This is a genomic window from Mesorhizobium sp. WSM4815, assembly GCF_055811575.1.
The window spans coordinates 1-25,574 of record NZ_JBVVQS010000073.1; the positions used below are offsets into that span (position 1 = coordinate 1).

21 protein-coding genes and 1 pseudogene are annotated in these 25,574 nt (G+C 60.8%); 17 read left to right on the top strand and 5 right to left on the bottom strand.

Annotated elements, in window-relative coordinates:
- Positions 1-311: 311 nt before the first annotated feature.
- Together AC0L2B_RS03075 and AC0L2B_RS03080 are read left to right on the top strand one after the other, a co-directional pair.
- Positions 312-1,685, top strand: a complete 1,374-nt coding sequence (locus tag AC0L2B_RS03075) for a glutamate--cysteine ligase (RefSeq protein ID WP_287071294.1) — start codon at positions 312-314, stop codon at positions 1,683-1,685.
- Between the two features lie 114 nt (positions 1,686-1,799).
- Positions 1,800-2,684, top strand: a complete 885-nt coding sequence (locus AC0L2B_RS03080) for a DUF937 domain-containing protein (RefSeq protein ID WP_473744119.1) — start codon at positions 1,800-1,802, stop codon at positions 2,682-2,684.
- A gap of 163 nt (positions 2,685-2,847) precedes the next feature.
- Here the strand turns inward: AC0L2B_RS03080 and AC0L2B_RS03085 are convergent, their stop codons facing one another.
- Positions 2,848-3,132: a DUF1127 domain-containing protein gene (locus AC0L2B_RS03085; RefSeq protein ID WP_091595344.1), complete on the bottom strand. Its 285-nt coding sequence runs from the start codon at positions 3,130-3,132 to the stop codon at positions 2,848-2,850.
- 233 nt (positions 3,133-3,365) lie between these two features.
- Here AC0L2B_RS03085 and AC0L2B_RS03090 point away from each other — a divergent pair, with 233 nt between their 5' ends.
- Positions 3,366-4,316, top strand: a complete 951-nt coding sequence (locus AC0L2B_RS03090; protein ID WP_473493454.1) for a LysR substrate-binding domain-containing protein — start codon at positions 3,366-3,368, stop codon at positions 4,314-4,316.
- Between the two features lie 3 nt (positions 4,317-4,319).
- Here AC0L2B_RS03090 and AC0L2B_RS03095 read toward each other — a convergent pair whose 3' ends face one another.
- Positions 4,320-6,533 (bottom strand): putative bifunctional diguanylate cyclase/phosphodiesterase, encoded by a 2,214-nt coding sequence (locus tag AC0L2B_RS03095; protein WP_473744120.1) that lies wholly within the window; start codon positions 6,531-6,533, stop codon positions 4,320-4,322.
- Positions 6,534-6,648: 115 nt separating this feature from the next.
- On the opposite strand from AC0L2B_RS03095, the gene xseA reads away from it, so the two are divergent.
- Complete coding sequence (gene xseA / locus AC0L2B_RS03100; protein WP_473744121.1) at positions 6,649-8,214, top strand: exodeoxyribonuclease VII large subunit; 1,566 nt, start codon at positions 6,649-6,651, stop codon at positions 8,212-8,214.
- 6 nt (positions 8,215-8,220) lie between these two features.
- Entirely contained in the window at positions 8,221-9,351 is a 1,131-nt protein-coding gene (locus AC0L2B_RS03105; RefSeq protein ID WP_473744122.1) for a DmpA family aminopeptidase, read from the top strand.
- A gap of 170 nt (positions 9,352-9,521) precedes the next feature.
- Here AC0L2B_RS03105 and AC0L2B_RS03110 read toward each other — a convergent pair whose 3' ends face one another.
- Entirely contained in the window at positions 9,522-9,764 is a 243-nt protein-coding gene (locus AC0L2B_RS03110) for a DUF768 domain-containing protein (RefSeq protein WP_027156330.1), read from the bottom strand.
- A gap of 442 nt (positions 9,765-10,206) precedes the next feature.
- Complete coding sequence (acnA, locus tag AC0L2B_RS03115; protein WP_473744123.1) at positions 10,207-12,900, bottom strand: aconitate hydratase AcnA; 2,694 nt, start codon at positions 12,898-12,900, stop codon at positions 10,207-10,209.
- A gap of 435 nt (positions 12,901-13,335) precedes the next feature.
- Here acnA and AC0L2B_RS03120 point away from each other — a divergent pair, with 435 nt between their 5' ends.
- From AC0L2B_RS03120 to AC0L2B_RS03175, 12 genes are all read left to right on the top strand, one after another.
- Positions 13,336-13,743, top strand: a complete 408-nt coding sequence (locus tag AC0L2B_RS03120; protein ID WP_473744124.1) for a hypothetical protein — start codon at positions 13,336-13,338, stop codon at positions 13,741-13,743.
- 118 nt (positions 13,744-13,861) lie between these two features.
- Complete coding sequence (locus AC0L2B_RS03125; RefSeq protein WP_473744125.1) at positions 13,862-14,779, top strand: GntR family transcriptional regulator; 918 nt, start codon at positions 13,862-13,864, stop codon at positions 14,777-14,779.
- Positions 14,780-14,879: 100 nt separating this feature from the next.
- Positions 14,880-15,995, top strand: a complete 1,116-nt coding sequence (locus tag AC0L2B_RS03130; RefSeq protein WP_473744126.1) for an isocitrate/isopropylmalate dehydrogenase family protein — start codon at positions 14,880-14,882, stop codon at positions 15,993-15,995.
- A 97-nt stretch (positions 15,996-16,092) separates the two neighbouring features.
- Positions 16,093-17,178 carry an ABC transporter substrate-binding protein gene (locus AC0L2B_RS03135; RefSeq protein WP_473744127.1) on the top strand — a complete coding sequence of 362 codons (1,086 nt, stop codon included), beginning with the start codon at positions 16,093-16,095 and terminating at the stop codon, positions 17,176-17,178.
- 78 nt (positions 17,179-17,256) lie between these two features.
- Positions 17,257-19,014, top strand: coding sequence for an ABC transporter permease (locus AC0L2B_RS03140; RefSeq protein WP_473744128.1), 1,758 nt, complete (start codon positions 17,257-17,259; stop codon positions 19,012-19,014).
- Complete coding sequence (locus AC0L2B_RS03145; protein WP_473744130.1) at positions 19,007-20,080, top strand: ABC transporter ATP-binding protein; 1,074 nt, start codon at positions 19,007-19,009, stop codon at positions 20,078-20,080. Before AC0L2B_RS03140 ends, AC0L2B_RS03145 begins: the two co-directional genes overlap by 8 nt.
- Positions 20,081-20,145: 65 nt before the next feature.
- Complete coding sequence (locus AC0L2B_RS03150; RefSeq protein ID WP_473744131.1) at positions 20,146-20,838, top strand: aspartate/glutamate racemase family protein; 693 nt, start codon at positions 20,146-20,148, stop codon at positions 20,836-20,838.
- Between the two features lie 5 nt (positions 20,839-20,843).
- Positions 20,844-22,115 (top strand): 3-oxo-tetronate kinase, encoded by a 1,272-nt coding sequence (gene otnK, locus AC0L2B_RS03155; protein ID WP_473744132.1) that lies wholly within the window; start codon positions 20,844-20,846, stop codon positions 22,113-22,115.
- The gene (otnC, locus tag AC0L2B_RS03160) at positions 22,112-22,750 is read left to right on the top strand and encodes a 3-oxo-tetronate 4-phosphate decarboxylase (protein ID WP_473744133.1); all 639 of its coding nucleotides are present in this window, start codon (positions 22,112-22,114) and stop codon (positions 22,748-22,750) included. The genes otnK and otnC overlap by 4 nt, the downstream gene beginning before the upstream one ends.
- A 7-nt stretch (positions 22,751-22,757) precedes the next feature.
- Positions 22,758-23,231, top strand: coding sequence for a ribonuclease E activity regulator RraA (gene rraA / locus AC0L2B_RS03165; protein ID WP_473744134.1), 474 nt, complete (start codon positions 22,758-22,760; stop codon positions 23,229-23,231).
- A 6-nt stretch (positions 23,232-23,237) separates the two neighbouring features.
- On the top strand, positions 23,238-24,686 hold the full coding sequence (locus AC0L2B_RS03170) for an NAD-dependent succinate-semialdehyde dehydrogenase (protein WP_473744164.1): 1,449 nt from the start codon (positions 23,238-23,240) through the stop codon (positions 24,684-24,686).
- Positions 24,687-24,697: 11 nt separating this feature from the next.
- Positions 24,698-25,108 carry a cupin domain-containing protein gene (locus AC0L2B_RS03175; protein WP_473744136.1) on the top strand — a complete coding sequence of 137 codons (411 nt, stop codon included), beginning with the start codon at positions 24,698-24,700 and terminating at the stop codon, positions 25,106-25,108.
- A gap of 96 nt (positions 25,109-25,204) precedes the next feature.
- On the opposite strand, the pseudogene AC0L2B_RS03180 reads toward AC0L2B_RS03175, so the two are convergent.
- Positions 25,205-25,560: pseudogene (locus AC0L2B_RS03180) on the bottom strand (aldehyde dehydrogenase family protein).
- Positions 25,561-25,574: the final 14 nt, after the last annotated feature.

Sequence of the window (25,574 nt, forward strand, 5' to 3'; positions counted from 1 at the left end):
GAACCCCCTCGCGCACAATGCGCAAAACTGTTCGCGATGTCCTCGCACACCTGTTCGCGATGTCTCCGGTCCAAACAGGCCTTGTGGGAGAAGGAAGAAGCAGCCAATCAATTCCAGTTACCCTGTGGCTCAGGATTTTTCGCTTGATCGCCTACTGACATTTCGTCCATCTAGCGCCGGCGGTCGTCCGACCACCTACAGCGCCGCGCGTCCTTTCGGACGCGCAAAGGACGCTGTAGCACTTGATTGGGCACATGATCCTTTCCGAAAATCGAAGCCGATTTTCGGGGTCATGTGCTAGAGGACCTGTAATGGCGCGCGACACAACCGATTTCCGGCCGATCGAAGGCGTCGACGAGCTTGTCGAGCACCTGGCTGAAGGCAACAAGCCGCGCGACAAATGGCGCATCGGCACCGAACACGAGAAATTCCCGTTCTATGTCGACGGCAATGCGCCGGTGCCCTATGGCGGCGAGCACGGCATCCGCGCCATTCTCGAAGGCATGCAGGAAAAACTCGGCTGGGATCCGATCATGGATGCCGGGCGTATCATCGGCCTGGTCGAGCCGACCGGCCGGGGCGCGATCTCGCTGGAACCCGGCGGCCAGTTCGAACTGTCCGGCGCGCCGCTGGAGACGATCCACCAGACCTGCCGCGAGGGCAATGCGCATCTGGCGCAGGTGCGCGAGATCGCCGAGCCGATGGGCATCCGCTTCCTCGGCCTCGGCGGCAGCCCGAAATGGTCGCTGGCCGAGACGCCAAAAATGCCAAAGTCGCGCTATGAGATCATGACGCGCTACATGCCCAAGGTCGGCAGCAAGGGCCTCGACATGATGTACCGCACCTGCACCATCCAGGTGAATCTCGACTTCGAGAGCGAGTCCGACATGCGCCGCAAGATGCAGGTGTCGCTGAAGCTGCAGCCGCTGTCGACGGCGCTGTTCGCCAACTCGCCGTTCACTGAGGGCCGGCCCAACGGATTTCAGAGCTGGCGCGGCGACATCTGGCGCGACACCGACAACCAGCGCTCGGGGCTGCTCGACTTCTGCTTCTCGCCCGATTTCGGCTTCGCCGACTATGTCGAATGGGCGCTCGACGTGCCGATGTACTTCGTCATCCGCGACGGCCACTACCACGACATGACGCACGTCACCTTCCGCCAGTTCATGGCAGGTGCGGCCCGCAACGAGATTTCTGACGGACTGCCGACGATGGGCGATTGGGCGAACCATTTGTCGACGCTGTTTCCCGACGTGCGATTGAAGCGTTTCCTTGAAATGCGCGGCGCCGATGGCGGACCGTGGCGGCGCATCTGCGCGCTGCCGGCTTTTTGGGTCGGGCTGCTCTACGACGCGGCGGCGCTCGACGCGGCCGAGGCGCTGACCTCGAGCTGGAGCTATGAAGAGGTGCTGGCGATGCGCAACGCCGTGCCGGAACAGGGCATTTCGGCGCCGTTCCGCAACACGACACTGCGCGAGATCGCCCGCGACGTGCTCGTCATCTCGCGCATGGGGCTGAAGAACCGCGGCCGCAAGAACCGCGACGGCTATGACGAAACGTCCTTCCTCAGCACGCTGGACGAAGTCGTCGCGCGCGGCACCACCAGCGCCGAGGAACTGCTTTCCGCCTATCATACGCGCTGGGGCGGCTCGATCGAGCCGGTGTTCATGGAGTATGCGTATTAGCCGTTTGCTATCGGCTTGGCCGACGGCTCGGGAAACGCGCTTTCCGAAATCGATTCCGATTTTCGGGCCGATGCGGTAGGCTCTCCTACGAGGATTTTCCCGAGGAGAAAACCAATGGCTTCCTTGTTCGACATTCTGGCGCAGGCGCAGAACGGTAACGGCATGCAGGCCCTGGCCCAACAGTTCGGCCTTTCGCAGCAGCAAGCGCAATCGGCGGTCGAGGCGCTGCTGCCGGCCTTTTCACAGGGGCTGAAGCGCAGCACCTCCGACCCCTACGGGCTCGGCGCGTTCATGACGGCAATGGCCAGCGGCCAGCATGCCAAATATTTCGAGGACGCAGGCCGTGCCTTCTCGCCGCAGGGCGTCGATGAAGGCAACGGCATTCTTGGCCATCTGTTCGGCTCAAAAGACCTGTCCCGCGCCGTTGCCAGCCAGGCAGCGCAGGCGAGCGGCGTCAGCCAGCAGATCTTGCAGCAGATGTTGCCGGTCGTGGCTTCGATGATGATGGGCGGCCTGTTCAAGCAGACCACAAATCAGATGCAGGCGGCAGGCGGATTCGGCGGCGGCAGCAATCCGCTCGGCGAGATTATCGAGCAGATGATGCGGCAGGCCGGCGGCGGCGCGCAGGCGCCGCAACAGCGCCAGGCACCGCAGCCCGGCCCGATGGACAATCCGTTCGGCAAGGTGCTGCAGGACATGTTCGGCGGCGCGCAGCAGCCGCAGGGTCAGCCGCAGCAGGCGCCCAATCCCTACGGCGACAATCCGCTCGGCAAGGTGCTGCAGGACATGTTCGGCGGCGGCGCGCAACAGCCGCAGCGCGAAGCGCCGCAGCAACGCGAAGCGCCGCAGCCGCAGACCAACCCGAGCGGCAGGCCACGCAATCCGTTCGACGATTTGTTCGGCAAGATGTTCGAAGCGGGCGCGCAGCAGCGTGACGATTACCAGAAGGGCATGGAGTCGATCTTCGAACAATTCAAGCGAGGTATGGACCGGCGCTAAACCGACCAGGCGGCCGCAACTTGATCTTTGAGCGAAAAAATGCCCGATCCTTGGGAGGACCGGGCAGTGCGCAGGCGGGCCGGCGGGGAAACCGGCAGGGAGTGGGGGCCTGCGAAGCCCTTTAGCGCCGTGCCCCAAAGGGCACGCAGCCAGCGCGATCAGGTCACCTGCGGGCAAGATCCTCGATCGTTTCCGTGCGATCGGCCGCGATGGCGCGAAGCCTCTCGGTTGGATCGCGGCCGAACGGCACGTCGATGGCGACGTGGAGATCGCCGCGCGTCAAGCCGATGTCGGCAAGTTCGGCGTCCGACATCTCGCCAAGGCGATAGAAGGCGCGGCGGTTTTTCCAAGCGCGATAGACATTGGAGATGGTGTTGACCACGCGCGTCGCAATAGCCGGACGCGACGTGATGCGCGAAGTCTCGGTGGCGAAATCAAACGTAGCCATGTCAGTCTCCTTCATATTCGAACGGACGAAGACGGGCGATCGGCGCTGGAAACAGCCGCCGTTCCGGTCCCGATTCACATAGAAAATGCAGGTCGTTGTCCTAAAACCGGTGACCACTTTTAGGCGACCTGCATTGCCGTCATGTGGACAGTCGTAAATTTGCCATCGTTCGATTGATTAATCCAACGAATGTTTCTAATCTTTAGCATCAACTCTGGTGATGGATTAGACCGATGAAAGCGCCACTCGATCTCGATCAGTTGCAGACCTTCGTCTCAATCGTCGACACCGGCAGCTTCACCCGCGCGGCGGAAGCGGTGCATCGGACCCAGTCGGCGGTATCCATGCAGATGCGCCGGCTGGAGGAACGGATCGGCAAGCCGCTGTTCGAAAAGGACGGCCGCACCAACAGGCTGACCGAGGAGGGCGACAGGCTGCTCTCCTACGCAAGACGGTTGCTGTTCCTCAATCGGGAAACGCTGGCCGCCTTCGACGACCGGCGGCTCGAAGGCACGATCCGCATCGGCACGCCGGACGACTATGCCGATCGCTTCCTGCCCGAGATCATGGCCCGCTTCGCCCGTTCCAACCCACGTGTCGAACTGACCGTGATCTGCGAGCCGACGCCGGGGCTGGTCGAGCATATCAAGCGCGGCAATCTCGATCTGGCACTGGTGACGCATAGTGACGCGCACGGCCAGTCGGAAGTGGTGCGGCGCGAACCGCTGCTGTGGGTGACTTCGGCCAACCATGCGACGCATGAACAGGACGTTCTGCCGATGGCCTTCGGCCGGCCGAACTGCATCTGGCGGCGGGCCGCGGTCGACGTGCTCGACCGGCAGAACCGCGACTACCGCATCCTGTTCACCAGCTTCTCGGCGACAGTCATCACCGCCGCGGTGCTTTCCGGCCTGGCGATCTCGGTGCTGCCGGAATGCGCGCTGCGCCCCGGCATGCGGGTGCTGGGCGACGCCGACGGGTTCGGCGTCCTGCCCGATTGCCGCATCGGCATCATGCGCGGCCAGACGTCGCGGCCGGAGATCGTCGACGCGCTGGCCCGTCACATTTCGGAAAGCCTCGACAATATTTCCGTGCCGCTCGGCGAAGAGACGGGAAACTTCGACTTCGCAGCCTTTTCGAAGATGAAGCGGGGCAAGCCGAACCAGATCGTGCCGGGCTGGTAAGGATCAGGCGGAAACTGCTGCCGGCGTGCTGTCCTTGCCAGGCAAAAGGCCGGCCAGCCGCAGCAATTGCGCCGGTTCCAGCGGCAGCGACAGCAGGTGGCCCTGAAACTCTCGGCAGCCCATGGCGACGAGCAGCGCCTTTTGCTCCTCGGTCTCCACGCCTTCCGCGGTGACGCCGACGTCAAGAGCGTCGGCAAGATCGACCAGCGCCCTGACGATCGCCGCCGAACTCTCGTCGCGGCCGAGGAGGTTCACGAAGGAGCGGTCGATCTTGAGCTTGTCGATGGCGTGGCGGCGCAGATAGTTCAGCGACGAATAGCCGGTGCCGAAATCGTCGAGCACTATGGCGATCCCCGACCGGCGCAAGGCAGCCAGAGCCGCCCTGGTCGTATCGTTGTTGTCCAACAGCACGCTCTCGGTGATCTCGAGCTGCAGGCGCCCTGGCGCCAATCCGGTCTCGGCGAGAACCGCCGCAAGCTGCTCGGTGAAACCGGCGTCGCGCAGTTGCAGCGGTGACACGTTGACGGCCACCCAAGGCAATTCGGTGCCGACAGCGAAGCGGCAAGCCTCTTGCAGCGCCCATTTGCCAAGCTGGCCGATCATGCCACGTTCTTCGGCGATGGCGATGAATTGTGCCGGCGGCAAGCCACCGTGGACCTCATGTCCCCAGCGGATCAGCGCCTCGGCACCGAGGATCGTGCTGCCGTCCGCCGCAAAGATCGGCTGATACGCCAGCTTGATCCCGGTTCCGCCATTCAGGGCATGGCGAAGCTCGCTCTCAACCTGGCGCTTGCGCAACAGCAGGTCGTCCATGTCGCCGGCAAAGACCTGGTAGCGGCCGCGGCCGTTCTTCTTGGCTTCGTAAAGCGCGATATCGGCCTTGCGCAGCAAGTCGTCCGCATCGGCATCCGGACCGGTCGACAATGCTATGCCGATGCTGGCGCTGACAAAAACCTGGTCGTCGGCCAGCTTGAACGGCTCCTGCAGCTTTTGAAGCAGACCCTCCGAAACATCTTCGGCGCCTCGGATGTCGTTAACATCAATCAGGATCATGGCGAACTCATCGCCGCCGAGCCGTGCCACGGTGTCGACCTCCCGGATTGCCTGCTGGAGCCTCGCGGCGGTCTGGCGGACAAGCTCGTCGCCGGCAGGATGGCCAAGCGTGTCGTTGACGTGCTTGAAACGGTCGAGGTCGAGATAAAGCAGTGCCACTTTGGCTGTTTCGTGACTGGCCGTGAGCAAAGCGCGCCGGAGCCGGTCCTCGAACAGCGCCCGGTTGGGAAGGCCGGTGAGCGTGTCGTGGAAGGCGAGATACTGCGCCTCGGCCTGACTGGTCTGCAGCGCCGACGATGCACGGCGGAGGCGGCGCAGCAGGAATGCCAGGACACCTGCCGCGAGCAGCGCGCCACCGATCAGGGCCGGCCCTGCCTCGCGCACAAGCGCGCTGCCGGGCCGCTCCTGATCCCAGCCGGCATAGGCCAGGATGACGCCGCGTGAGTCGACCAGCGGAATGGCAGCCCCGCCGACCGGCTGCGACAACGGCAGCAGGCGGGCGCCCGCCAACAGATATTGCCCGGCGATCTTGGCCAGCAATGCGTCGGTGATGAAGTCCACCGAGATATGCAGGTATTCGCTGCCAGGCGCCTGGATTACGCGGTCGGAACTCGGCACCAGCGGCATGATGCTGAGGATGGCAGGTTTTCCGTCAAGCTCGACCAGATCCCCTGCGGCCAATTTGACCGGACCGCCGGCCAGGTCTTCTTTCGCCGGCTCGCGGATCAACCGGCGCACCCTTTCGACCGTGGGCAACAGAACCGGTTCATCCTCGCTGTAACGCGCCGGCGCCAGCACGTTTCCTTCACGCATCGCGTGGACCGGACGATCGGCGGCATCCAGTACATAGACCCGATCATGCCCATAGTAGGAATACATCCAGACGCTGATGTTATCGATCATCCAGTCCACGTTGCCGGCCTTGGCATTGATGACGGAATCGTCCCAGACTGCGATGCTTTCCTGCTCGCGATCCACCGCCGCGATCCGGTCCCGCATGCCGTTGGCGAAAAGGATTTTCTGCCGCTCGAGGGAGACGCTATCCGCCTGCACAGTGGCGTAAAAGCCAAAGCCGACGACCATGGCAAGCGCGAAAATGGCAAGCGCCATCACCGTCAACGTGACCTGGAACGTTAATGGGCTGCGTTGAAGACGACGGCTCATGCGTCCTGGCCACTCTCTTTTCCGCACAGTCATCAGATCGGGTTAAGATCGAGTTATGACGTCGGCTACGAGCGACGGCCTTGACGCCGGCCAACAACCGCCCCCCAATCGGCCAATGAGCGACGCAGCATCCGAATCACGTACCAACGCCACCGAATACACAGTCAGCGAGATTTCCGGCGCGCTGAAGCGCACGGTCGAGGACGTCTTCGGCAATGTGAGGGTGCGCGGCGAAATATCAGGCTATCGCGGACCGCATTCCTCCGGCCATGCCTATTTCTGCCTCAAGGACGACCGCGCACGGCTCGACGCCGTGGTCTGGAAGACCACGATGGGCCGGCTGAAGTTCCGCCCGGAAGAAGGCATGGAGGTGATCGCCACCGGCCGGCTCACCACCTATCCCGGAAAATCCACCTACCAGATCGTCATCGACAATCTGGAGCCCGCCGGCGCCGGGGCGCTGATGGCACTGCTGGAAGAGCGCAAGCGCCGGCTGCAGGCCGAAGGCCTGTTCGATGCCGGCCGCAAGCGCTTGCTGCCGTTCATGCCGCGCGTCATCGGCGTCGTCACCTCGCCGACAGGCTCTGTCATCCGCGACATCATCCACCGGATCAAGGACCGGTTTCCGCTGCATGTGCTGGTCTGGCCGGTGCGAGTGCAGGGCGAAACGGCCGGCGCGGAAGTGACCGCCGCCGTCAACGGCTTCAACGGACTGGCGCAGGATGGCGTCATCCCGCAGCCCGACCTGCTGATCGTGGCGCGCGGCGGCGGCAGCCTCGAGGATCTTTGGGGGTTCAATGACGAGGCGCTGGCCCGCGCCGTCGCCGCCTCGCGCATTCCGGTGATTTCCGCCGTCGGCCATGAAACGGACTGGACGCTGATCGATCTGGCGGCGGATGTGCGGGCGCCGACACCGACGGGTGCCGCCGAAATCGCCGTGCCCGTGCGCGCCGACCTCGAAGTGACGCTTGCCGGCCTTGGTGCGCGGCTCAAGGCCGCGGTATCGCGCAATTTCGAGCGCAAGCGCCAGGCGGCGCGTGCCGCCGCCCGGGCGCTGCCCTCGCCCGACCAGTTGCTGGCATTGCCGCGCCGGCGTTTCGACGAGGCGACGAGCCGGCTTGGCCGAGCGCTGTCCGTCAGCGTCCAGCGCAAGCGAGCTAGGCTCCAGGCGCAGCGGCTGACGCCGGCCACCCTGTCGCGACGCATGAACGAGGCCCGCACACTGGCCGGCCGCGACATTGGCCGCGCGCAAGCGGCGTTCTTCGCCATCGTGCGCGAGCGGCGAACGCGGTTTTCGCGCACCGCGGCGCGGCTGTCGCCGGCGCCGCTCGCAAGGCGGCAGAAATTGCAGGCAGATGCCCTGGTGGCGCTGTCGCGACGACAGGATCGGGTGATTTCGGTGCGGCTCGAGCGGTTGCGTGGGAAACTGACCCAGGCCGACCGGCTGCTGGCGACGCTGTCGCACAAGGCGGTGCTGGCGCGCGGCTTCGCCCTGGTGAAAGACGCCGACGGGGCGGTGATCAAGCAAGCGGCGGAAGTGACGCCGGGGCTGGCACTTTCGCTGGAGTTCGCCGACGGGACCGCCGATGCGATTGCGACCGGCGGCACGGCACGGCCGAAAACTGTTGCAAAGCCGGCCGCCAAAGCCAAGGAGCCTGGCAGCCAAGGCTCGCTGTTTTGAGTGCCGATGATTTCCGGCAATCCACATCACCAGACGACGCCTTCCGGCAAGCAGCGCGCGCGAGCCTTCGGCATTCGTTTTGACGGCACGCCCGGACCGTTCAACGCCATCACCGATGTGGCTGGCGTTGCGGTCGGTTATTCGACGCTGATTTCAGGCGAAGGTGCGCTGGTGGTCGGCGAGGGGCCGGTGCGCACCGGCGTGACCGCCATCCTGCCCAGACCGCGCGCCGAACTGGCCACGCCGGTGTTTGCCGGCATTTTCGGCCAGAGCGGCAATGGCGAATTGACCGGCTCGCACATCATCGAGGAAACCGGTGCCTTCAATTTTCCGATCACCGTCACCAACACGCATTCCTGCGGCGTTTCACGCGACGCAACGCTGCGCTGGATGCAGCGCGTGCTGCCGGCCGCGCTCGACAGCGGCTGGGGCCTGCCGGTGGCGGCGGAGACCTATGACGGCTTCCTGAACGACATCAATGGCCACCATCTCGGGTTTGAGCATGTCGCCGCGGCCCTCGATGGCGCGACCTGCGGATCGATCGAGGAAGGCAGCGTCGGCGGCGGCACCGGCATGATCGCCTTCGGTTTCAAGGCAGGCTCCGGCACGGCATCGCGCCTCGTCGAATGGCACGGCCGGCGCTACACGGTCGGCGCCTTCGTGCAGGCGAATTTCGGCAGGCGGAGCAATTTTACCATTCGCGGCCTGCGCGCCGGGCCCGATCTCATCGAACCGGCGATCCGCGAAAGCACGCCGCGCGCGGAAAAGGGTTCAATCATCGGGATCGTCGCCACCGATGCGCCGTTGCTGCCGCATCAGATGAAGCGCTTGGCACGCCGGGTGCCGCTCGGCGTCGCCATGACCGGCGGCTTCGGCTATCACAGCTCGGGCGATATTTTCCTGGCCTTTTCGACCGCCAACCGCGAGGGGCGCTGGCGCCGCCAGGCCGCATCGCCAGCGCCGACTTTATCCCGGATACCGACATCGACCCGTTCTTCGATGATCGGGAGTGTGGAGGAAGCGATCCTCAATGCGCTGGTCGCCAATGACGACATGACCGGGCGCGACGGCAATTTCGTGCCGGCGCTGCCAAAGGCATGGCTCAAGAGCAAATTCGGGGCTAGGCAGGGAAAGTAGAACTGGGTGGCGTGTCACGCGTCGCACAGGTGAATAGACGCCTTTCGCCGGGTCGGCATGTCACTCGCTAAAGCGCGTCGCGTTTGAAGGGATTCATGCGATGCCCTTTAGTTCTTTGTTTTATGCATGTCGTTATCCCAAAACCGCTGCGCACTTTTGGGCGACATGCATTAGTCCGAATTCTTTTCGTCCTGATCGGCCTCAGCCGCCTCTTCCAGCCTCGACGCGATAAGTTCCTGAATGTCGCCGACCTCTTCCTGGATATCCTCCAGCGGTATGCCGGCCTCAGCCGCCTTCGCCGCGCATTCCTTGGCGAGGGTCTCGGCCTGCTCCTCGATCCTATCCAGCGAGGACTGGCAGTGGACCTTTTCGCCGATCCACTCCTGCAAGAACTCGATCGCGTGTTCGCTCATGCTGCTGTTCCCTGGCGGCTGCGCCGGTTGGTAATCATAAACGCCGGCATCCCCGAAAAGATGCACGCTCCTATTCCAACCGAGTCGCCGTCACCCGGCAAGCCGATCTTGCCCAAGCTCCACAGGGCTGACGGAAATCGAAGGTTCAAGGAGCACATTCTAATTCTGAAGGAGATTCTATTTTCCTGAGCAGACTGGCACCGTTGACTGGGATCAGGTCCCGGATCGCGCCATTGTTTCTACTTGTTATTTTCCGGCAATCCAGTCAATTTGTATGACAATAGGTATCACATTACGCGGCACGTTTGCGGCGCCATTCGCTGCGCAACCCTAGGGTACGCGGCCAAAGCCGCCGCTATATAGTGACATCCTCAGGCAATGTCGACTCCGCTCGCCGTCCTGCTTCTTTCCGTCGCGCCGAGCGTATCTGGATGGCATTTTGTCATCGTCGGGGGTGGGCAATTTTCGCCGGGGCCGCGAGCGTGAGCGAGACGGTTCTCGACCTCGCTTTTCCGCGGCAAAGATCCCAGTCACCGGCGGAGTGCCCGGTTCCGGCAACGGCTCGGGAAAGAACCAGGGGGATCACCCCCCCTGCTTTCATCGTCATCAACTCGAGCTCGGTTTCGATCGCGATCAAACCGCGGAAAGAAAGCCCGCTTCCGTCGTTGCGTTCGATTCGGATATGAATTTCAGATCGCGGACGCGCAGCGGTCGCGTCGATGAAAATCCGATTGCCGAGCTCGTAGGTAAATCGCCCTGCTGTCGCTTCCTTCGGCAGAATAATGGGCAGGATGCCCATGCCGACGAGATTCGTTCTGTGAATGCGCTCAAAGCTTAGCGCAAGGACAGCGCGAACGCCCATCAGCGCGACACCTTTAGCAGCCCAATCGCGCGATGACCCGGTCCCGTAGCGTTCCCCAGCGATGATTATGGTGCTCGCCTGTGCGTCCCGATAACGGCACGCGACGTCCCAAAGTGGCGCCATCTCTCCACTCGGGATGTGGATTGTATAGCCCGGAGGCGCCTGCGGCGCGAGATAATTGAGCGCGTCACGGTTGTCGAACAGGCCGCGCACCATCACTTCCCAATTCCCCCGCCTCGCGGCGAGCACATTAAGATCGTCTGCAGAAACGCTCCGCGCGGTCAGATGTTTACCTGCGATGCTGTCTTGCGCGATTTGTCCAGCCGGCGATATGTGGTCCGTGGTCATGTCGTCGCCCAGAACCAGGAGCGGGTAAGCCTTATACGCTCCCAGGCGATTCGGTTGATTAACCGATGCAAAAGGCGGTCGGCGGATGTAGGTCGACGAGACGTCCCAAGGGAATTGCGGCGCGTCAGGAGCGACGAGGTTTGCCCACGCGGCGTTACGCCTGGCATCGCGAAACGCACTCGCATAATCGGTGCTGTCCGAGTGCGCGGCGAGGACAGCATCGACCTCAGAACGATCCGGCCATAAGTCGCTCAAATAGATTTGACGGCCGTCACTGCTCTGGCCCAAAGAGTCGCACGTAATATCGCGCATCACGTCGCCTGCGAGCGCATAGGCAACGACCATCGGCGGAGAGGCAAGAAATCCATTCTGCAGGTGTGGGTGAATGCGGCCTGGAAAGTTGCGGTTGCCCGAGAGCACGGCGACGGCGTTAAGGCCGCTCGTTATTGCTGCCTCCATCTCGGGAGGAAGAGGGCCGGAATTGCCAATGCAAGTCGTGCATCCAAAGCCGACGATGCCGAAGCCGACAGCCTCGAAATCCTCAAGTAGTCCGGATCGGGCAAGGTAGCGTTGGGCGGCCGGCGAACCTGGCGCAAGAGATGTTTTCACCCAACACGGTGGCTTCATCCCGAGCTTGCGCGCCTTACGAGCAACCAGTCCAGCGGCGACTAAGAGCGATGGATCGGAGGTATTGGTGCAACTGGTAACGGCGGCGATGGCCACCGCACCCTCGGGAATGCCGGACGCTGCCAAATAGGGCGGCGCCTTCCCGGCCAACTGCTTGAGGACACGCGGGACATCGCCCGGCCGAACGAGATCTTGCGGCCGGCGCGGCCCAGCGAGAGTGGTACGTATTTGCGATAATTCCAATTGGAGGATGTCGGTGTAGCGAGGGCGAGCCGCGGGGTCGAACCAAAGCATCATCGCCTTGGCAATCGCTTCGACGCGATCGGTCAACTCCTTAGGGCGGCCGGTCGCCGCAAGGTAGCGAACCGTGTTTTCGTCAATGGGGAAATACCCCGTAGAGGCGCCATACTCCGGAGCCATGTTTGCGACAACGGCGCGATCCCCTGCGGTGAGCGTGGAAACGCCCGGGCCGAAAAACTCAACGAACTGCCCAGACACGCCGTAACTGCGAAGCCTGCTTGTGACCGCGAGCGCAAGATCGGTTGAGAAAGTGCCGGCCGGTAACCGTCCGCTGAGATATACGCCCAAAACGTCGGGGAGCCTCAAAGTAACCGGCATGCCAAAAATCGCGCTCTCGGCTTCCAGTCCACCTACGCCCCAGGCGAGCACGCCGATGCCGTTTATCATAGGAGTGTGACTGTCGGTGCCCAGCAGAGTGTCAGGCACTGCCCAGTCTTCGCCATCGCGCCTCACGACAGCGATGACGCTGGCAAGCTGCTCCAGATTGATCGTGTGCATAATGCCGGTTCCCGGCGGATGAACGCGAAATCCCGGTAACGCCTTTGTCGCCCATTTCATCAGCCGGTAGCGTTCTGCGTTTCGCTGGACCTCTTTGGCCATGTTGAAGGGGAACGCATCGGCCGCCGCAAATCGGTCAACGGCTATGCTGTGGTCGACCGAGACATCAACCGGGATGACAGGTGAGAGGGAGGTGGGATCGCCGCCAGACTCCGCAATGGCATCACGCATTGCGGCGATGTCCACCAAAGCGGGCACGCAGGTGGTGTCATGCATGAGCACACGGCTTGGTGCGAAGCGTACTTCAGCCTCGCTGCGGCCGGTGCGGAGCCAATCGCGAAAGAGGCCGGCCATTGCGTCCCCTTCCCCAGCATTTCGGAGATTGTTCTCCAAGAGGATCCGTAGAACATAGGGAAGCCTTTCCAGGTCGGGACCAAAAGCCTTGCCGAGATCGAGGATTCTGAATTTGCGCCCCGCAGCCCGAACGATTTGGGTATGCATCTATGCTCCTTGTCATTTTGGCTTTATCATCCTAGAAAGCCAATCCTAATGAAATGTCAAGGACAGGGCAATGTCATCATCATGGTCGCCTGCGCACTACCTCACATTCGCCGATCACCGCACGAGGCCCGCGATCGCCGATCCGGCCATGGTCCGCAACCAGGATCCGGCACAAGTCACTGACCTCGGCTGCGGCCGGGCAACTCAACGGAACTTCTTGTCGCCCGTTTCCCGGCCGCCACTGTCAGCGGGATGGACTCATCACCCCAGATGATCGAAAGCAGCGCGGAAGCGACCCGCTCGATTGATTTTCAGCGTTTCTCGAATTGAGCGTTGGGTGCCTGCTAAGAGACAGGACGTCATCTTCGCCAATGCCGTTCTGCAGTGGCTCCCGGTCCATGACAGCTTGCTACCCGTCTCCTCAACGCATTGGAAATGAAAGGAACGCTGGCGATACATATGCCGGACAATTTGAATGAGCCGACCCATGTGTGCATGCGAGAGGTGGCGCGGGACGCCAGATGGTCTCAGCGTCTCGCGAGCGCTGACTGGGAGCGTGCCTCGATTGAGATGGCCCCCGCTTACTTTAGGATGTTGAAAGCGCATTACCGCCAAGTCGAGGTGTGGCGCACGACCTACCACCATCCTCTTAGAGGCGTGGATGGAATCATCGAGTGGTTTAGTAGCACGGGACTCCTGCCCTATCTCTTGCGGCTGGAGCGTGATCAGAAAGAACAGTATCTCGACGCCTACCGAACCTTGCTGGCGAAGCACTATTCGGCCTTTGAAGACGGGACGGTGCTGTTGCCATTCCCGCGCGTCTTCATGATAGCGACGCGATAAGGATTGGCTTTTTTAGAAAGTGTCGTGCAAACTTCTCCGCGAAGCAGCGGGAATCATCTTGGCCGCTGAGCGGATTTCAACGCCGACCTCCACGGCCAACAGCAGTTCGGAGCCCCTTATGCCAGCAAGCGCCTTGGCACGAAACATCGCCGGTCAGATAACGCTGCTCGTCACCACGGGCGAACTCGTCGCCGGCGATCATGTGCGAACCCAGCATTTGGCCGACAGGTTCGGCGTATCACGCTCACCGGTGCGCGAAGCCATGCAAGTTCTCTCGGAGCAAGGATTACTGGAACAAAAGGAAAATCGGGGCTTCTTTGTGAAGGAGCTTCCCGAGTCGCAAATTGTCGAGCCTATCAGCGACGAGGCGAAGCCGTTCGAGGTCGAGAACGATTATCAACGCCTGGCCGAAGACTGGTTGATGGATCGCATACCGGCCGAAATGACCGAGGGCGCGCTCCGCGATCGCTACCAGGTCACCAAGGCGCAGTTGAGCGACATGCTAATGCGCGCTTTGCGTGAGGGCTGGGCGGAGCGCAAGCAGGGCTATGGCTGGCGGTTTTTGCCGGTGGCGAAGACACCGGAGGCATTCGAACAGATATATCGCTTTCGAATGCTCATCGAGCCGGCGGCGATGCTGGAACCAGGATTCATGCTTGATCGCCGCATCATCCACGAGCAACGCCGGATACAAACAAGGATGCTGGAGACCGATATTGCGCGTCTTCCCGCTGAACGGCTCCTGCATAACGGCTCGTTGTTCCACGAGGAACTGATCAAGATGTCGAACAACCCGTTCTTTCATCTCTCTCTCGTTCGCGTCAACCAGATGCGACGTCTCCTGGAATATCGTTCTCGCGTCGACCGTGATCGTCTCGTGGTTCAATGCCAGGATCATCTTGCAATTCTTGATCTTTTGGAGCGCGGCGAAGTCGCTGAGGCCTCCTACGCGATGCGAAGGCATTTGGGTGGCGCGATGTCGCGCAAGTCGCCGATTGCTTGGTCTTGGTCCCATCAGGCACAAGAAAAAGCGTAGCGCCTGCATTTTCTTTATTGCATTTTCCTTCGTAAAAAGCCAATACGTTTCCAGAGAGACATTTGGCGGGACCGTCCCGTCGCGCCTAGGGAGACGTTGGATGAGAATTATGGTTACGCCATGCGACGGCATCGGCCCGGAGATCACCGCTGCGACGATGGAGGTTATGGAGACCGTCAACCAGGCTTTTGGTCTCGGGCTGGAATACGACTATGAGGACACCGGCTTCACGAGTTTGGAGAAGTACGGGACAACCCTTCGCGATGAGACGCTGGAACGGGCTCGCGGATACGACGGCATCATCCTGGGCACGCAATCGCACATGGACTATCCTCCCCGCGAAAAGGGCGGTGTTAACGTCTCGGCCGGCTTCCGTGTCAAGCTAGACCTCTATGCCAATATTCGTCCTGCCCGCGTGCGTCCATTCTTGAACAGCGCCGCGAAGCAAATGGACCTCGTCATCATGCGCGAGGCGACGGAAGGGTTTTATTCAGACCGCAACATGTTCGCTGGGACAGGCGAGTTCATGCCAACACCCGATGTGGCCCTGTCCGTCCGAAAGATCACAGCACATGCCTGCGAACGTATCGCCCGGGCTGGTTTCGAACTCGCAATGAAGCGGAACAAGCACGTAACAGCAGTACATAAGGCCAATTGTTTCCATCTTACCGATGGCCTGTTCATGACGCAGGTGCGCAAGGTCGCGGCCGAGTTTCCAGAGGTGCGCCTCGATGATCTCATCATCGACGCCATGACAGCGCATCTGGTGCGCAATCCCTCTCGTTTCGATGTCATCGTTACGACCAACTTCTACGCCGACATTCTTTCCGACCTTGCCAGCGAGCTATCTGGAAGTCTCGGGTTGGCTGGTTCGATCAACGCAAATGCTGAACTCGGTCTTGTGTGCGCCCAGGCGCAGCACGGGTCGGCACCCGACATCCAGAACCAGAACATCGCCAATCCGACGTCGCTCATTCTCTCGGCCGCGATGATGCTCTCCTGGATTGGCGAGAAGCGCGGTCTCACGAATTTCGAAGCAGCCGGGGCGGAGATAGACCGGGCCGTAGACGAGGTTCTCGCCAATCCGCAAACGCGCACCCGAGATCTCGGCGGCACCACCAATACCGATGCGTTCGGATCAGCTGTTGCAAAAGCGATCAGAGCGACGACAGCGCGCGAAGCGGCGCGCCTGAAAATGCGCCACGTGCATTTCTAAAACTAAAAAACCAATCGCAGTTGTCTGAGGCGCACGAGCGGCTCGGACCAGCGCCCGGAGGAGCATCGTGCACGGGCGAAATCTAGGGAGAAGCAAAATGATGAGCTCTAATATCCGATATACGCGGCAGCTTGCAAGTTTCACCGCTCTTGTCGCAGTGACGCTGTCGCTGTCACCGGTGCTGGCCCAAGACGCGGCTTTGATCGACGCTGCAAAGAAAGAAGGTACAGTGTCGGTGTACACCTCCACCGATGCTGAGCAGTCGCAGAAGCTCCAGGACGCATTTACAAAGAAGTATGGCATTGCGATTGCCTACAATGATGTGGGCACCAATGGCGCCTACAACCAAGTGATCTCGGAAGCCGCGGCTGGCCAGGTAACGGCGGATGTTGTCTGGAGCTCAGCGATGGACTTGCAGATGACGCTGGTTAAGGATGGCTATGCTCAGGAATACGCATCCCCCGAGGCTGCAAACATCCCGGCATGGGCAAACTACAAGAACATTCTCTTTGGCACCACCGTCGAACCAATCGGCGTAATCTACAATACCAAGGCACTGACTGAAGATCGCCTTCCCAAGACCTATGCCGACATGATCACCTTTTTGAAAAACAATAAGACCGAGCTGCAGGGCAAGGTCGCGACCTTTGATCCAGAGAAGAGCGGATCGGGATTTTTGCATCATTCAAACGACGCCCGCCAGCGCAAGGATTTCTGGGATTTGGCGAAGGCCATGGGCGATGACGGTGCCAAAATCTACTCGAGCTCCGGCGGTATGAAGGAAACGGTGGTGTCCGGCGAGAACGTGATCGCCATCAATATCATCGGCTCTTATGCCCTTGATTGGGTGAAGGAGAGCCCGAACCTGGGCGTCCATTTCGCAAGCGACTACACGCCAGCATTTTCGCGCTTGGCGCTGGTCGCTAACAATGCGCCTCATCCGAATGCGGCGAAGCTATTTGTCGATTTTCTGCTCTCGCAGGAAGGTCAATCGGCGTTGGCGCAAGGCGGTTTGCCGGCGGTGCGCAAGGAGGCTACTGGCGGCCTGAACATTGATACACTCAATGAGCGCGTCGGTGGGGGACTCAAGCCTATCGTCGTCGACGAAGGTCTGCTCGAATACATGGAGCCGGCGAAGCGCGTCCAATTCCTGAACGACTGGAAGGCGGCGCTCGGACGATAATGGGACTTCGCTTTGCGGCGCGACAAAGCGCGCCGCAATGCTCCCTCGCCCTTCAGCCGATAAGCGAAAGCTAGTGATATGAACGTTCAGACTCAAAATCCCGCCCTCAGCGCGGGCGGGGTGGCGCATGCGCACCACTACCCTGCGAAGATGCCGATCGTGGGTAACGCACACGTTTATCGTGTTGTTGTCATCGGTCTGCTGGCCTTGGCGGTGCTCACCCCTGTCGTATTGATCATCTATCAGAGCTTTCTCAGCGGCCCGTTTTTCAGCCCGCGGGCCGCGTTCGGGTTTGATGCTTTCAGCTACGTTTTCACGGACCGGAACTTCTACAAGGCCCTGGCCACGACGACCACATTCGCGTTTGGTATGGTTGCAATCGCTGTTCCGCTAGGCGGTTTGCTGGCGTTCCTGATCACACGGACGGACATTCGATATAAGCGGCTGCTTGAGATCCTCGTCCTGGTGCCGATGTTCATCTCTTCGATCGTGCTGGCCTTTGGCTATACTGTTTCGGTCGGGCCAACCGGCTTCCTATCGCTTGCAATGCGCGACCTCATCGGGATCGTTCCGTGGAATATCTACAGCCTTACCGGCATGATCGTGATCGCTGGGCTGAGCCATGTCCCACACGTCTATCTGTATGTGTCTTCAGCGATGAGAAGTCTCCCCTCAGACTTGGAGGAGGCAGCTCGCACCAGCGGAGCAAACATTTGGCAAGTGTCACGTGACGTCACGCTTCCGATGGTTCTGCCATCGATCGTGTTTGCAGCGTCGCTGAATGTTCTGCTCGGCTTTGAAACCTTTGGTATCCCGCTCGTGCTCGGCGATCCAAACGGTATCATGGTACTCACGACCTATATCTATAAACTCACCACGCTGTTTGGGACACCTACCTATCAATTGATGGCTGTCGTGGCCGTAGTGCTCCTGCTGATCACCCTGCCGCTTGTGTGGATGCAGCGCCGTCTGCTTCGTAATGCCAGGCGTTATGCAGCACTCGGGGGCAAGGGCGCCCGCGTTGCCACGCTAAAATTGGGTCGCAATGGCCAAGGGGTCGCGCTGTGCATCATCGGCCTGTGGCTTTTCGTTTCTGTAGTGTTGCCGATTGGAGGAATAACAGTCCGAGCATTCGTCAATGCGTGGGGAGAAGGCGTCAACCTGCTGGATCAGCTCACTTTGGCAAACTTCGCCCATTTGACCGAAGTGCCCAGCCTTGTCCGCGGCATGATCAACACGGTTATCTTGTCAGTCGGCGGCGGCGCGGTAGCGGTCGGTATTTATCTCCTTGTCGGTCTGGCCGGCCACCGTAATCACGGCTTGTCTAACATGGTTCTGGACTACGTCGTGTTGTTGCCGCGCGCCTTGCCCGGCCTGGTGATCGGCCTCGCGTTCTTCTGGGTCTTTCTGTTCGTGCCGTTCCTGACGCCGTTGCGTCCGACGTTGTTCAGCTTGTTCATCGCTTACGTGGTGGTCGGTCTGTCCTATGGACTGCGCTTGCTGCAGGGCACGCTGATCCAGGTCGCGCCGGAGCTGGAGGAGTCGGCGCGCACGACCGGTGCAACGATTGGGCGCACCTGGCGCGACATCGTCATTCCGATCGTCCGACCCGGTCTCGCAGGCGCCTGGGCCTTGATCATGATCATCTTTCTTCGCGAATATGCCACCGGTGTGTATCTGATGGGCGCCGGCACCGAAGTGATCGGCTCGCTGATGGTTTCGCTGCTGACCACCGGCGCGATGAACACCATTGCGGCACTCGCCCTCATCAGCATCGTCTTGACCGGCGCCGGCCTTGCGCTTGCGCTTCGACTGGGAGCACGCATCCATGACTGAACTTGTCGTCAACAACGTCCAAAAATGGCTGGGCGGGCTACAAATCTTGAAGGGCGCTTCCTTCACCGCCGAGCGCGGCTCGATCGTTGCACTGCTGGGCGCGTCCGGCAGCGGCAAGACCACGCTGTTGCGTTGCGTTGCCGGGCTGGAGCAGCCCGAAATCGGGCGCATCGTCATTGGTGACAGGACTGTACTCGACGGCGAACGCAATATTGCGCTGCCACCGGAGCAGCGCAATATTGGTCTGGTTTTCCAATCCTACGCCCTGTGGCCGCACCGGACCGTGCGAGAAAATGTGGGCTACGGTCTGAAACTGCGTGGCGTCGCCTCGGCCGAGATCGGCAGGCGCGTGCAGGCGATACTCGAGCGGCTCGGCCTCGGTCACCTCGCCGACCGATACCCATCGCAATTGTCGGGAGGTCAGCAGCAGCGCGTCGCCATCTGCCGGGCCCTGGTCTATGAGCCTCGCGTGCTGCTTCTCGACGAGCCGCTTTCGAATCTCGACGCGAAACTGCGCGAAGAGGCACGCTACTGGATCCGGAAGCTCATTCTCGACCTCGAGATTTGTGCGATCCTGGTCACCCACGATCAAAGCGAGGCACTTGCCGCGGCCGACAACATCCTGCTGCTGCAGGATGGGCGTATTGTGCAGCAGGGGACGCCCCAAGAGATCTATTCAAATCCCAACAGCTTCTATTCCGCGGACTTCCTGGGTGCCAACAACATCATCAAGGGCCGCGTGCAGACGCTCGATGGCGCCAAAGCGACGATCGGGGGCGAAGGTTGGTCACTGCCAGGCGTCGTCCGTGAGGCGGCAGGCATCAGCGGAAATAGTGATGCGACGGCCGTCATCAGGGTCGAGCAGATTTCAGTCTCGGACAAGGCCATGGACGGGGGCATTGAGATGGACCTCGATGATTCGATTTATCTCGGCGATCGTTGGGAATACAGGCTGCACCGCGGCGGGTTGATTGCCAAGGCAAATGGCGCGATGCAGATCGCCCCGGGCAAGGTTTGGGCTCGGATTCCTTCCGACGCTGTTTGGGTGTTTCCGGCGCAGAAGTAAGCGCCGTCCGGCGGCTGCCCTCCTCCTGGCGGCCGCCGGTCCCCCCGACATCCTGGAGTTACGCAGTGACCGCACGCCCCCGCATCACCCTCGTTCATGCTACGCCGATCGCGATGGACCCAATTCGCGACGCCATGGCGGCGAATTGGCCTGAAGCCGAGCCGGTCAACATTCTCGAGGACAGTTTGTCACCCGACCGGGCGAAGGTCGACAGCATCAATAACGCACTGACAGATCGGATCGTTTCGCTTACCCGTTATGCGGAATCGATTGGCAGCGCGGCGGTGCTGTTTACCTGTTCGGCGTTCTCTTCGGCGATCGAACTGGCCGCTTCGCTTGCTTCCGTTCCGGTGCTCAAGCCGAACGAAGCCATGTTCGAGGCCGCGATCCGGCAAGGTGGCAGAACCGCGATGCTATACACCTTTCCGCCGGCGCGCGCGGGGATGGAACAGGAGTTTCGCGAGGAGGCGGATCGTATCAATCCATCGGCAACATTGACCAGTTTCCTGGTCGAAGGTGCGATCGATGCTGTAAGAGCCGGTGACGTCGCCACTCACAATCGTCTTGTCGCAGAGGCCGCCACAAGGATCGAGGGCTTCGATGCTATCACGCTCGCGCATTTCTCGACAGCGCGCGCAAGATCTGCGGTTGAGGCCAAGACAACAACACCGGTTTTGACGAGTCCTGATGCGGCCGTTGCCAAACTGCGCTTCCTGCTTGGTGCCGGGGCCACCACTTCCCACCACGCAAGGAGGTAGTTCCGATGCTGCTTGGTGTCATTGCCGACGACTTCACTGGTGCAAGCGATATCGCCAACACGATCGCTAAAGGCCTACCTGGGCAAGGTGGTTTGCGGACCGCGCAATTTCTGGGCGTCCCGCGCAGTGATACAATAAGTGACATGGAAGCCGGCGTGATCGCGCTCAAGAGCCGCTCGATCACGGCAGCGGATGCCGTCGCTCAGTCTCTTGAGGCGCTGCATTGGTTGCTCGGTCAAGGATGTACTCAGATTGTCTTCAAATACTGCTCGACCTTTGATTCGACCCCGACTGGCAATATCGGGCCAGTGGCCGAGGCATTGGCTGAGGCGCTCGATGCCCATGGCGTCATCGCTTGCCCGGCTTTTCCTGCTGCTGGTCGCACCGTCTACCAGGGCCATCTCTTCGTTCACGACCGGCTCCTCAACGAGTCCGGCTTGCAAAACCATCCCCTCAACCCGATGACCGACCCCGACATTCGGCGCTGGCTGACACGTCAGTCGCGCTATCCCGTCGGATTGGTGACTTGGTCGTCTGTCCGGGCTGGTCCGGCTGAGATTACTGCAAAACTTCGAAAAGCCCATGGGTCTGGCCAGCGCCTGGTGATCGTAGATGCTCTTGGCGATGACGACCTTGTCGCGATCGGAACTGCCGCGGCGAGCGCGAAACTTATTACGGGGGGCTCCGGCGTGGCGATGGGTCTCCCGGCCAACTTCATCGCCGCCGGATTGGCTCGCGGCTCAACTTCGCTCGGCATCGGCGTCGACGGTCCTGAAGCGATCCTGGCTGGCAGTTGCTCAGGCGCGACGCGTGGTCAGGTAGAACGGCACCAGCAAAAGCACCCCACCCTCGCGATCGATGTGGATTCCGTGATGCGGGGGAACACGACCGCCTCCGATCTCGTCAGTTTCGTTCTCGGCAACCACGGCAAGGCGCCACTGGTCTTTTCGTCAGGCACACCCGATGAGGTGAGCCGACTGCAAGGCCGGTATGGACGCGACGCGATTGCAGAAACGCTTGATGCGCTTTTCGCCGATACGGCGCGGAAGCTTGTGTCCGCTGGCGTCCGGAGGCTCGTGGTGGCGGGCGGCGAGACCTCCGGGGCCGTCGTTACCGCGCTCGACCTCGGTGCGCTGACCATCGGTCCTGAAATTGATCCGGGCGTGCCCGTTGTCATCTCAACCGGCCAGGCACCGGTTGCGATGGCGCTCAAGTCAGGCAATTTTGGTGCGCCCGACTTCTTCGTAAAAGCTTTGGATAGGATGCCGGGTAGATGACCACTGAAGCGAACACTCGCGAGATCATTGCTCGCCTTTCAAAATCCCTGTTCGACCGAGGCTTCTCGGTGGGTTCGGCCGGGAACATCAGCGCCGTCGTTGAAGATGGATTGCTGATAACACCGACAAATTCGTGCCTGGGTTTTCTGGACCCTGCCCGTATCTCCAAGCTGGACAACGACGGCCGCCACATCGCCGGTGACAAGCCATCCAAGGAAGTGTTTTTGCATCGCGCCTTTTACGAAACGCGGCCTGGCACGGGCGCAGTCGTACACCTGCACTCCACATTCGCCACTGCCCTTTCCTGTCTGAGCGACCTTGATCCAAACGACTGTGTGCCGCCGCTGACGCCTTACGTTGTCATGCGCGTCGGCAAGGTCGGCCTCATTCGATACCGGCGCCCTGGCGACGAAGGCCTCGGGCAATTGATCCGAGACTTGGGTGGTGCGTATTCGGCTGTTCTGCTCGCCAACCATGGCCCGGTCGTCGCAGGAAAGGATCTCACGTCTGCCGTTTACGCGGCGGAGGAACTTGAAGAGACAGCCAAGTTGCTCGTCCTGACACGCGGCCTGCCGACGACTTTGCTCACGCCCGATCAAGTCACCGAACTCCTCACTGTTTTTGCAAATTATTGAGTTGGACATGAAAACCGCCGATCTCGTCGACGCCCACGGAGAAGCCGTCAAATTTTGCAATCTGCCATTCATCAAGCTACGCCGGCGCAAGGCGTTCTTCGGGCCAGTCGCTACCGTGAAATGCTTCGAAGACAATGCGTTGCTGAAGGCTGAGCTGGAAAGGCCGGGAGATGGCCGCGTAATGGTGGTGGATGGCGGCGGCTCGACTCGCGTCGCTCTGCTCGGCGACCAGATTGGATTGCTTCTGGAAAAGAACAACTGGGCCGGCATCGTGATCAACGGTGCGGTGCGCGACAGCGCTGAGCTCGATGACATGGATGTCGCCGTTTTTTGCCTCGCAGTCACGCCGAAGAAATCCTCCAAGGATGCCGCCGGCAAGACAGGTGTGACGATCCATTTCGGCGGCATCGAATTCAAACCGAACATGTTTGCCTATGCTGATCGCGATGGGCTTCTCGTGTCGGAGACGAGCTTTGCTTGAAGGCGCATACGAAGTGTCTGGCAAGCGACGCGACCATATGTCCGCGGAGCAACGCAAATGATTACCTCTATCAATCCGGCCACAGGCGCCGAGGTTGTGCACTTTGAGCCTCACAACGACGCTGTGATCGAATCCGCTCTTCAAGCTGCGGCTGCGGCGCAAAGATCATGGCGGCAGGAATCCGTTTCAGAACGCGTGAAACTGCTCACCGCTATGGCGAGAGTGCTGCGGTCCGGCAAGGCCCGCTACGCTGCCTTGGTCACCGAAGAAATGGGCAAGCCGATCGTTGAATCTGAAGGTGAGATCGAAAAATGTGCATGGAATTGCGATTTCTATGCCGACCACGCATCGAATTACCTTGCCGATGAACCGGTCGCCTCGAATGCAAGTGAGAGTTCAGTCGTCTTCGATCCCCTGGGCGTCGTGCTCGCCATCATGCCCTGGAACTATCCATTTTGGCAGTTCTTTCGGTTCGCCGCGCCTGCGTTTGCGGCCGGCAACGGGGCAATCCTGAAGCACGCCAACAACGTGCCCCGATGCGCCATGGCCATTGCCGAGATCATGGAACAGGCCGGTTGCCCACGCGGCCTGTTCGCCACTCTCCTCATCGAACCTTCCAAGGTCGCTTCGATCATCGCAGACGAAAGGATTGCCGCTGTCACGCTGACCGGCTCGACAGAGGTCGGAGCCATCGTTGCCGCGCAAGCCGGCAAGGCTCTGAAAAAACAGGTCCTTGAACTTGGGGGATCCGATCCCTTTATCGTCCTTGCGGAGGCTGATCTGAACGAGGCCGCGGCAATCGCTGTCAAGGCGCGGTACATCAATGTCGGACAGTCATGCGTCAACGCCAAACGTTTCATAATCGAGGAAAGCATCGCGGACGAGTTCGTCGGTCTCTTCTGCGCCGAGGTCGCCAACTTAAAGATTGGCGATCCGAACAATCGCGACACAAATATCGGCCCAATGGCGCGCGCGAACTTGCGCGACGGGCTTCATCGACAGGTTGAAATGACCGTTGCTGCGGGAGCAACGCTGAGGCTCGGGGGCAAGCCACTCGACGGCCAAGGATATTACTATCCGCCAACAGTTCTCGACCATGTCACACGGTCGATGACGGCATTTCGCGAAGAGACATTCGGGCCTGTAGCAGCGATAATACGTGCGAAAGACGCGGACGAAGCCATCGAGCTTGCCAATGACACTGAATTCGGACTCGGCGCCGCGCTTTGGACGCGGGACCTTGAATCAGCGCGAAAACTGGCGCGCCGCATCGATGCCGGTGCAGTTTTCATCAATGGCATGGTCGCGTCAGACCCGCGATATCCATTCGGAGGCATCAAACGTTCGGGCTATGGTCGCGAACTTGGGGTCTACGGAATACGTGAGTTCGTCAACATCAAGACGGTCTGGGTCGGTCCAGCAATAGTTCCGCCGACCACGTCGCCTCGGAAATAGGGAATGCCTTTATGGTTGGTGCAACCGCCAGAATACTGCGCCCGAAAGAGATAAAGGCCAACGAGCGAGGAGGTGGCGCTCGGACGACCCCTTTAGTAAGCCGCAAGATTGGCTCGACGAGCATGATCAATGGCATCACCGCCTTCGATCCTGGCGCGGCGATCGGACTGCATAAGCACAATTGCGAGGAAACAGTGATGGTCCTCGACGGCAATGCCATCGCCGAGATCGACGGGGTGCGCCACCATCTAGGGCCAAACGACACCACTTGGATTCCCGCCGATATTCCGCATCGCTTCATCAACGCGTCCGATACCGAGCCGATGCGGATTTTTTGGATTTATGCCTCGATCGAAGCAACGCGAACAATGGTTGCTACGGGCGACACCCGAACGATCGATGCCGAGCACGTGCAATCTTGAAGTAGGGCTGACAGGAAATGGCTTCGCCGGTTCGCCGGTCCATCTACGGGCAAGGACTTCAGCCACCCGCGCCACGTTTGTTGCGGCCCTTACCCTTTATGGCCGGAGATAGCTCGTCTTCACATTTGTGAAGAACTCCCGCGCATAGGAGCCCTGTTCGCGCTCCCCGAGGCTCGACCCCTTCGTGCCTCCGAAAGGAACGTAGTGGTAATCGACACCGGCGGTGGGCGTATTGACCATGACCATCCCGGCCTGCGCGTGACGCCTGAAATGGCTGGCATGCTTCAAGCTGGTGGTGCAAATGCCCGACGCAAGGCCAAACGGCGTGTCGTTGCGACGTGAAGTGCTTCCTCATAGTCGCGCACGCGGATGACAAATACGACCGGGCCGAACACCTCCTCCCGGTTGGCGGGCGCTATATTTGTAGTTCGCCGGGAATCCGGCGGGCGCATTGAGATGCTGAGCG

Excerpts from the sequence above, each read along its gene's own strand:
- AC0L2B_RS03085 (WP_091595344.1), bottom strand. The coding sequence starts at position 3,132 with ATGGCTACGTTTGATTTCGCCACCGAGACTTCGCGCATCACGTCGCGT.
- AC0L2B_RS03135 (WP_473744127.1), top strand. The coding sequence starts at position 16,093 with ATGATGAGCTCTAATATCCGATATACGCGGCAGCTTGCAAGTTTCACC.
- AC0L2B_RS03095 (WP_473744120.1), bottom strand. The coding sequence starts at position 6,533 with ATGAGCCGTCGTCTTCAACGCAGCCCATTAACGTTCCAGGTCACGTTG.
- rraA (WP_473744134.1), top strand. The coding sequence starts at position 22,758 with ATGAAAACCGCCGATCTCGTCGACGCCCACGGAGAAGCCGTCAAATTT.
- AC0L2B_RS03175 (WP_473744136.1), top strand. The coding sequence starts at position 24,698 with ATGGTTGGTGCAACCGCCAGAATACTGCGCCCGAAAGAGATAAAGGCC.
- AC0L2B_RS03080 (WP_473744119.1), top strand. The coding sequence starts at position 1,800 with ATGGCTTCCTTGTTCGACATTCTGGCGCAGGCGCAGAACGGTAACGGC.
- AC0L2B_RS03140 (WP_473744128.1), top strand. The coding sequence starts at position 17,257 with ATGAACGTTCAGACTCAAAATCCCGCCCTCAGCGCGGGCGGGGTGGCG.
- AC0L2B_RS03120 (WP_473744124.1), top strand. The coding sequence starts at position 13,336 with ATGAAAGGAACGCTGGCGATACATATGCCGGACAATTTGAATGAGCCG.
- AC0L2B_RS03125 (WP_473744125.1), top strand. The coding sequence starts at position 13,862 with ATGCCAGCAAGCGCCTTGGCACGAAACATCGCCGGTCAGATAACGCTG.
- AC0L2B_RS03110 (WP_027156330.1), bottom strand. The coding sequence starts at position 9,764 with ATGAGCGAACACGCGATCGAGTTCTTGCAGGAGTGGATCGGCGAAAAG.
- AC0L2B_RS03105 (WP_473744122.1), top strand. The coding sequence starts at position 8,221 with ATGATTTCCGGCAATCCACATCACCAGACGACGCCTTCCGGCAAGCAG.
- AC0L2B_RS03130 (WP_473744126.1), top strand. The coding sequence starts at position 14,880 with ATGAGAATTATGGTTACGCCATGCGACGGCATCGGCCCGGAGATCACC.
- AC0L2B_RS03145 (WP_473744130.1), top strand. The coding sequence starts at position 19,007 with ATGACTGAACTTGTCGTCAACAACGTCCAAAAATGGCTGGGCGGGCTA.
- acnA (WP_473744123.1), bottom strand. The coding sequence starts at position 12,900 with ATGCATACCCAAATCGTTCGGGCTGCGGGGCGCAAATTCAGAATCCTC.
- AC0L2B_RS03075 (WP_287071294.1), top strand. The coding sequence starts at position 312 with ATGGCGCGCGACACAACCGATTTCCGGCCGATCGAAGGCGTCGACGAG.
- AC0L2B_RS03090 (WP_473493454.1), top strand. The coding sequence starts at position 3,366 with ATGAAAGCGCCACTCGATCTCGATCAGTTGCAGACCTTCGTCTCAATC.
- xseA (WP_473744121.1), top strand. The coding sequence starts at position 6,649 with ATGAGCGACGCAGCATCCGAATCACGTACCAACGCCACCGAATACACA.
- otnC (WP_473744133.1), top strand. The coding sequence starts at position 22,112 with ATGACCACTGAAGCGAACACTCGCGAGATCATTGCTCGCCTTTCAAAA.
- otnK (WP_473744132.1), top strand. The coding sequence starts at position 20,844 with ATGCTGCTTGGTGTCATTGCCGACGACTTCACTGGTGCAAGCGATATC.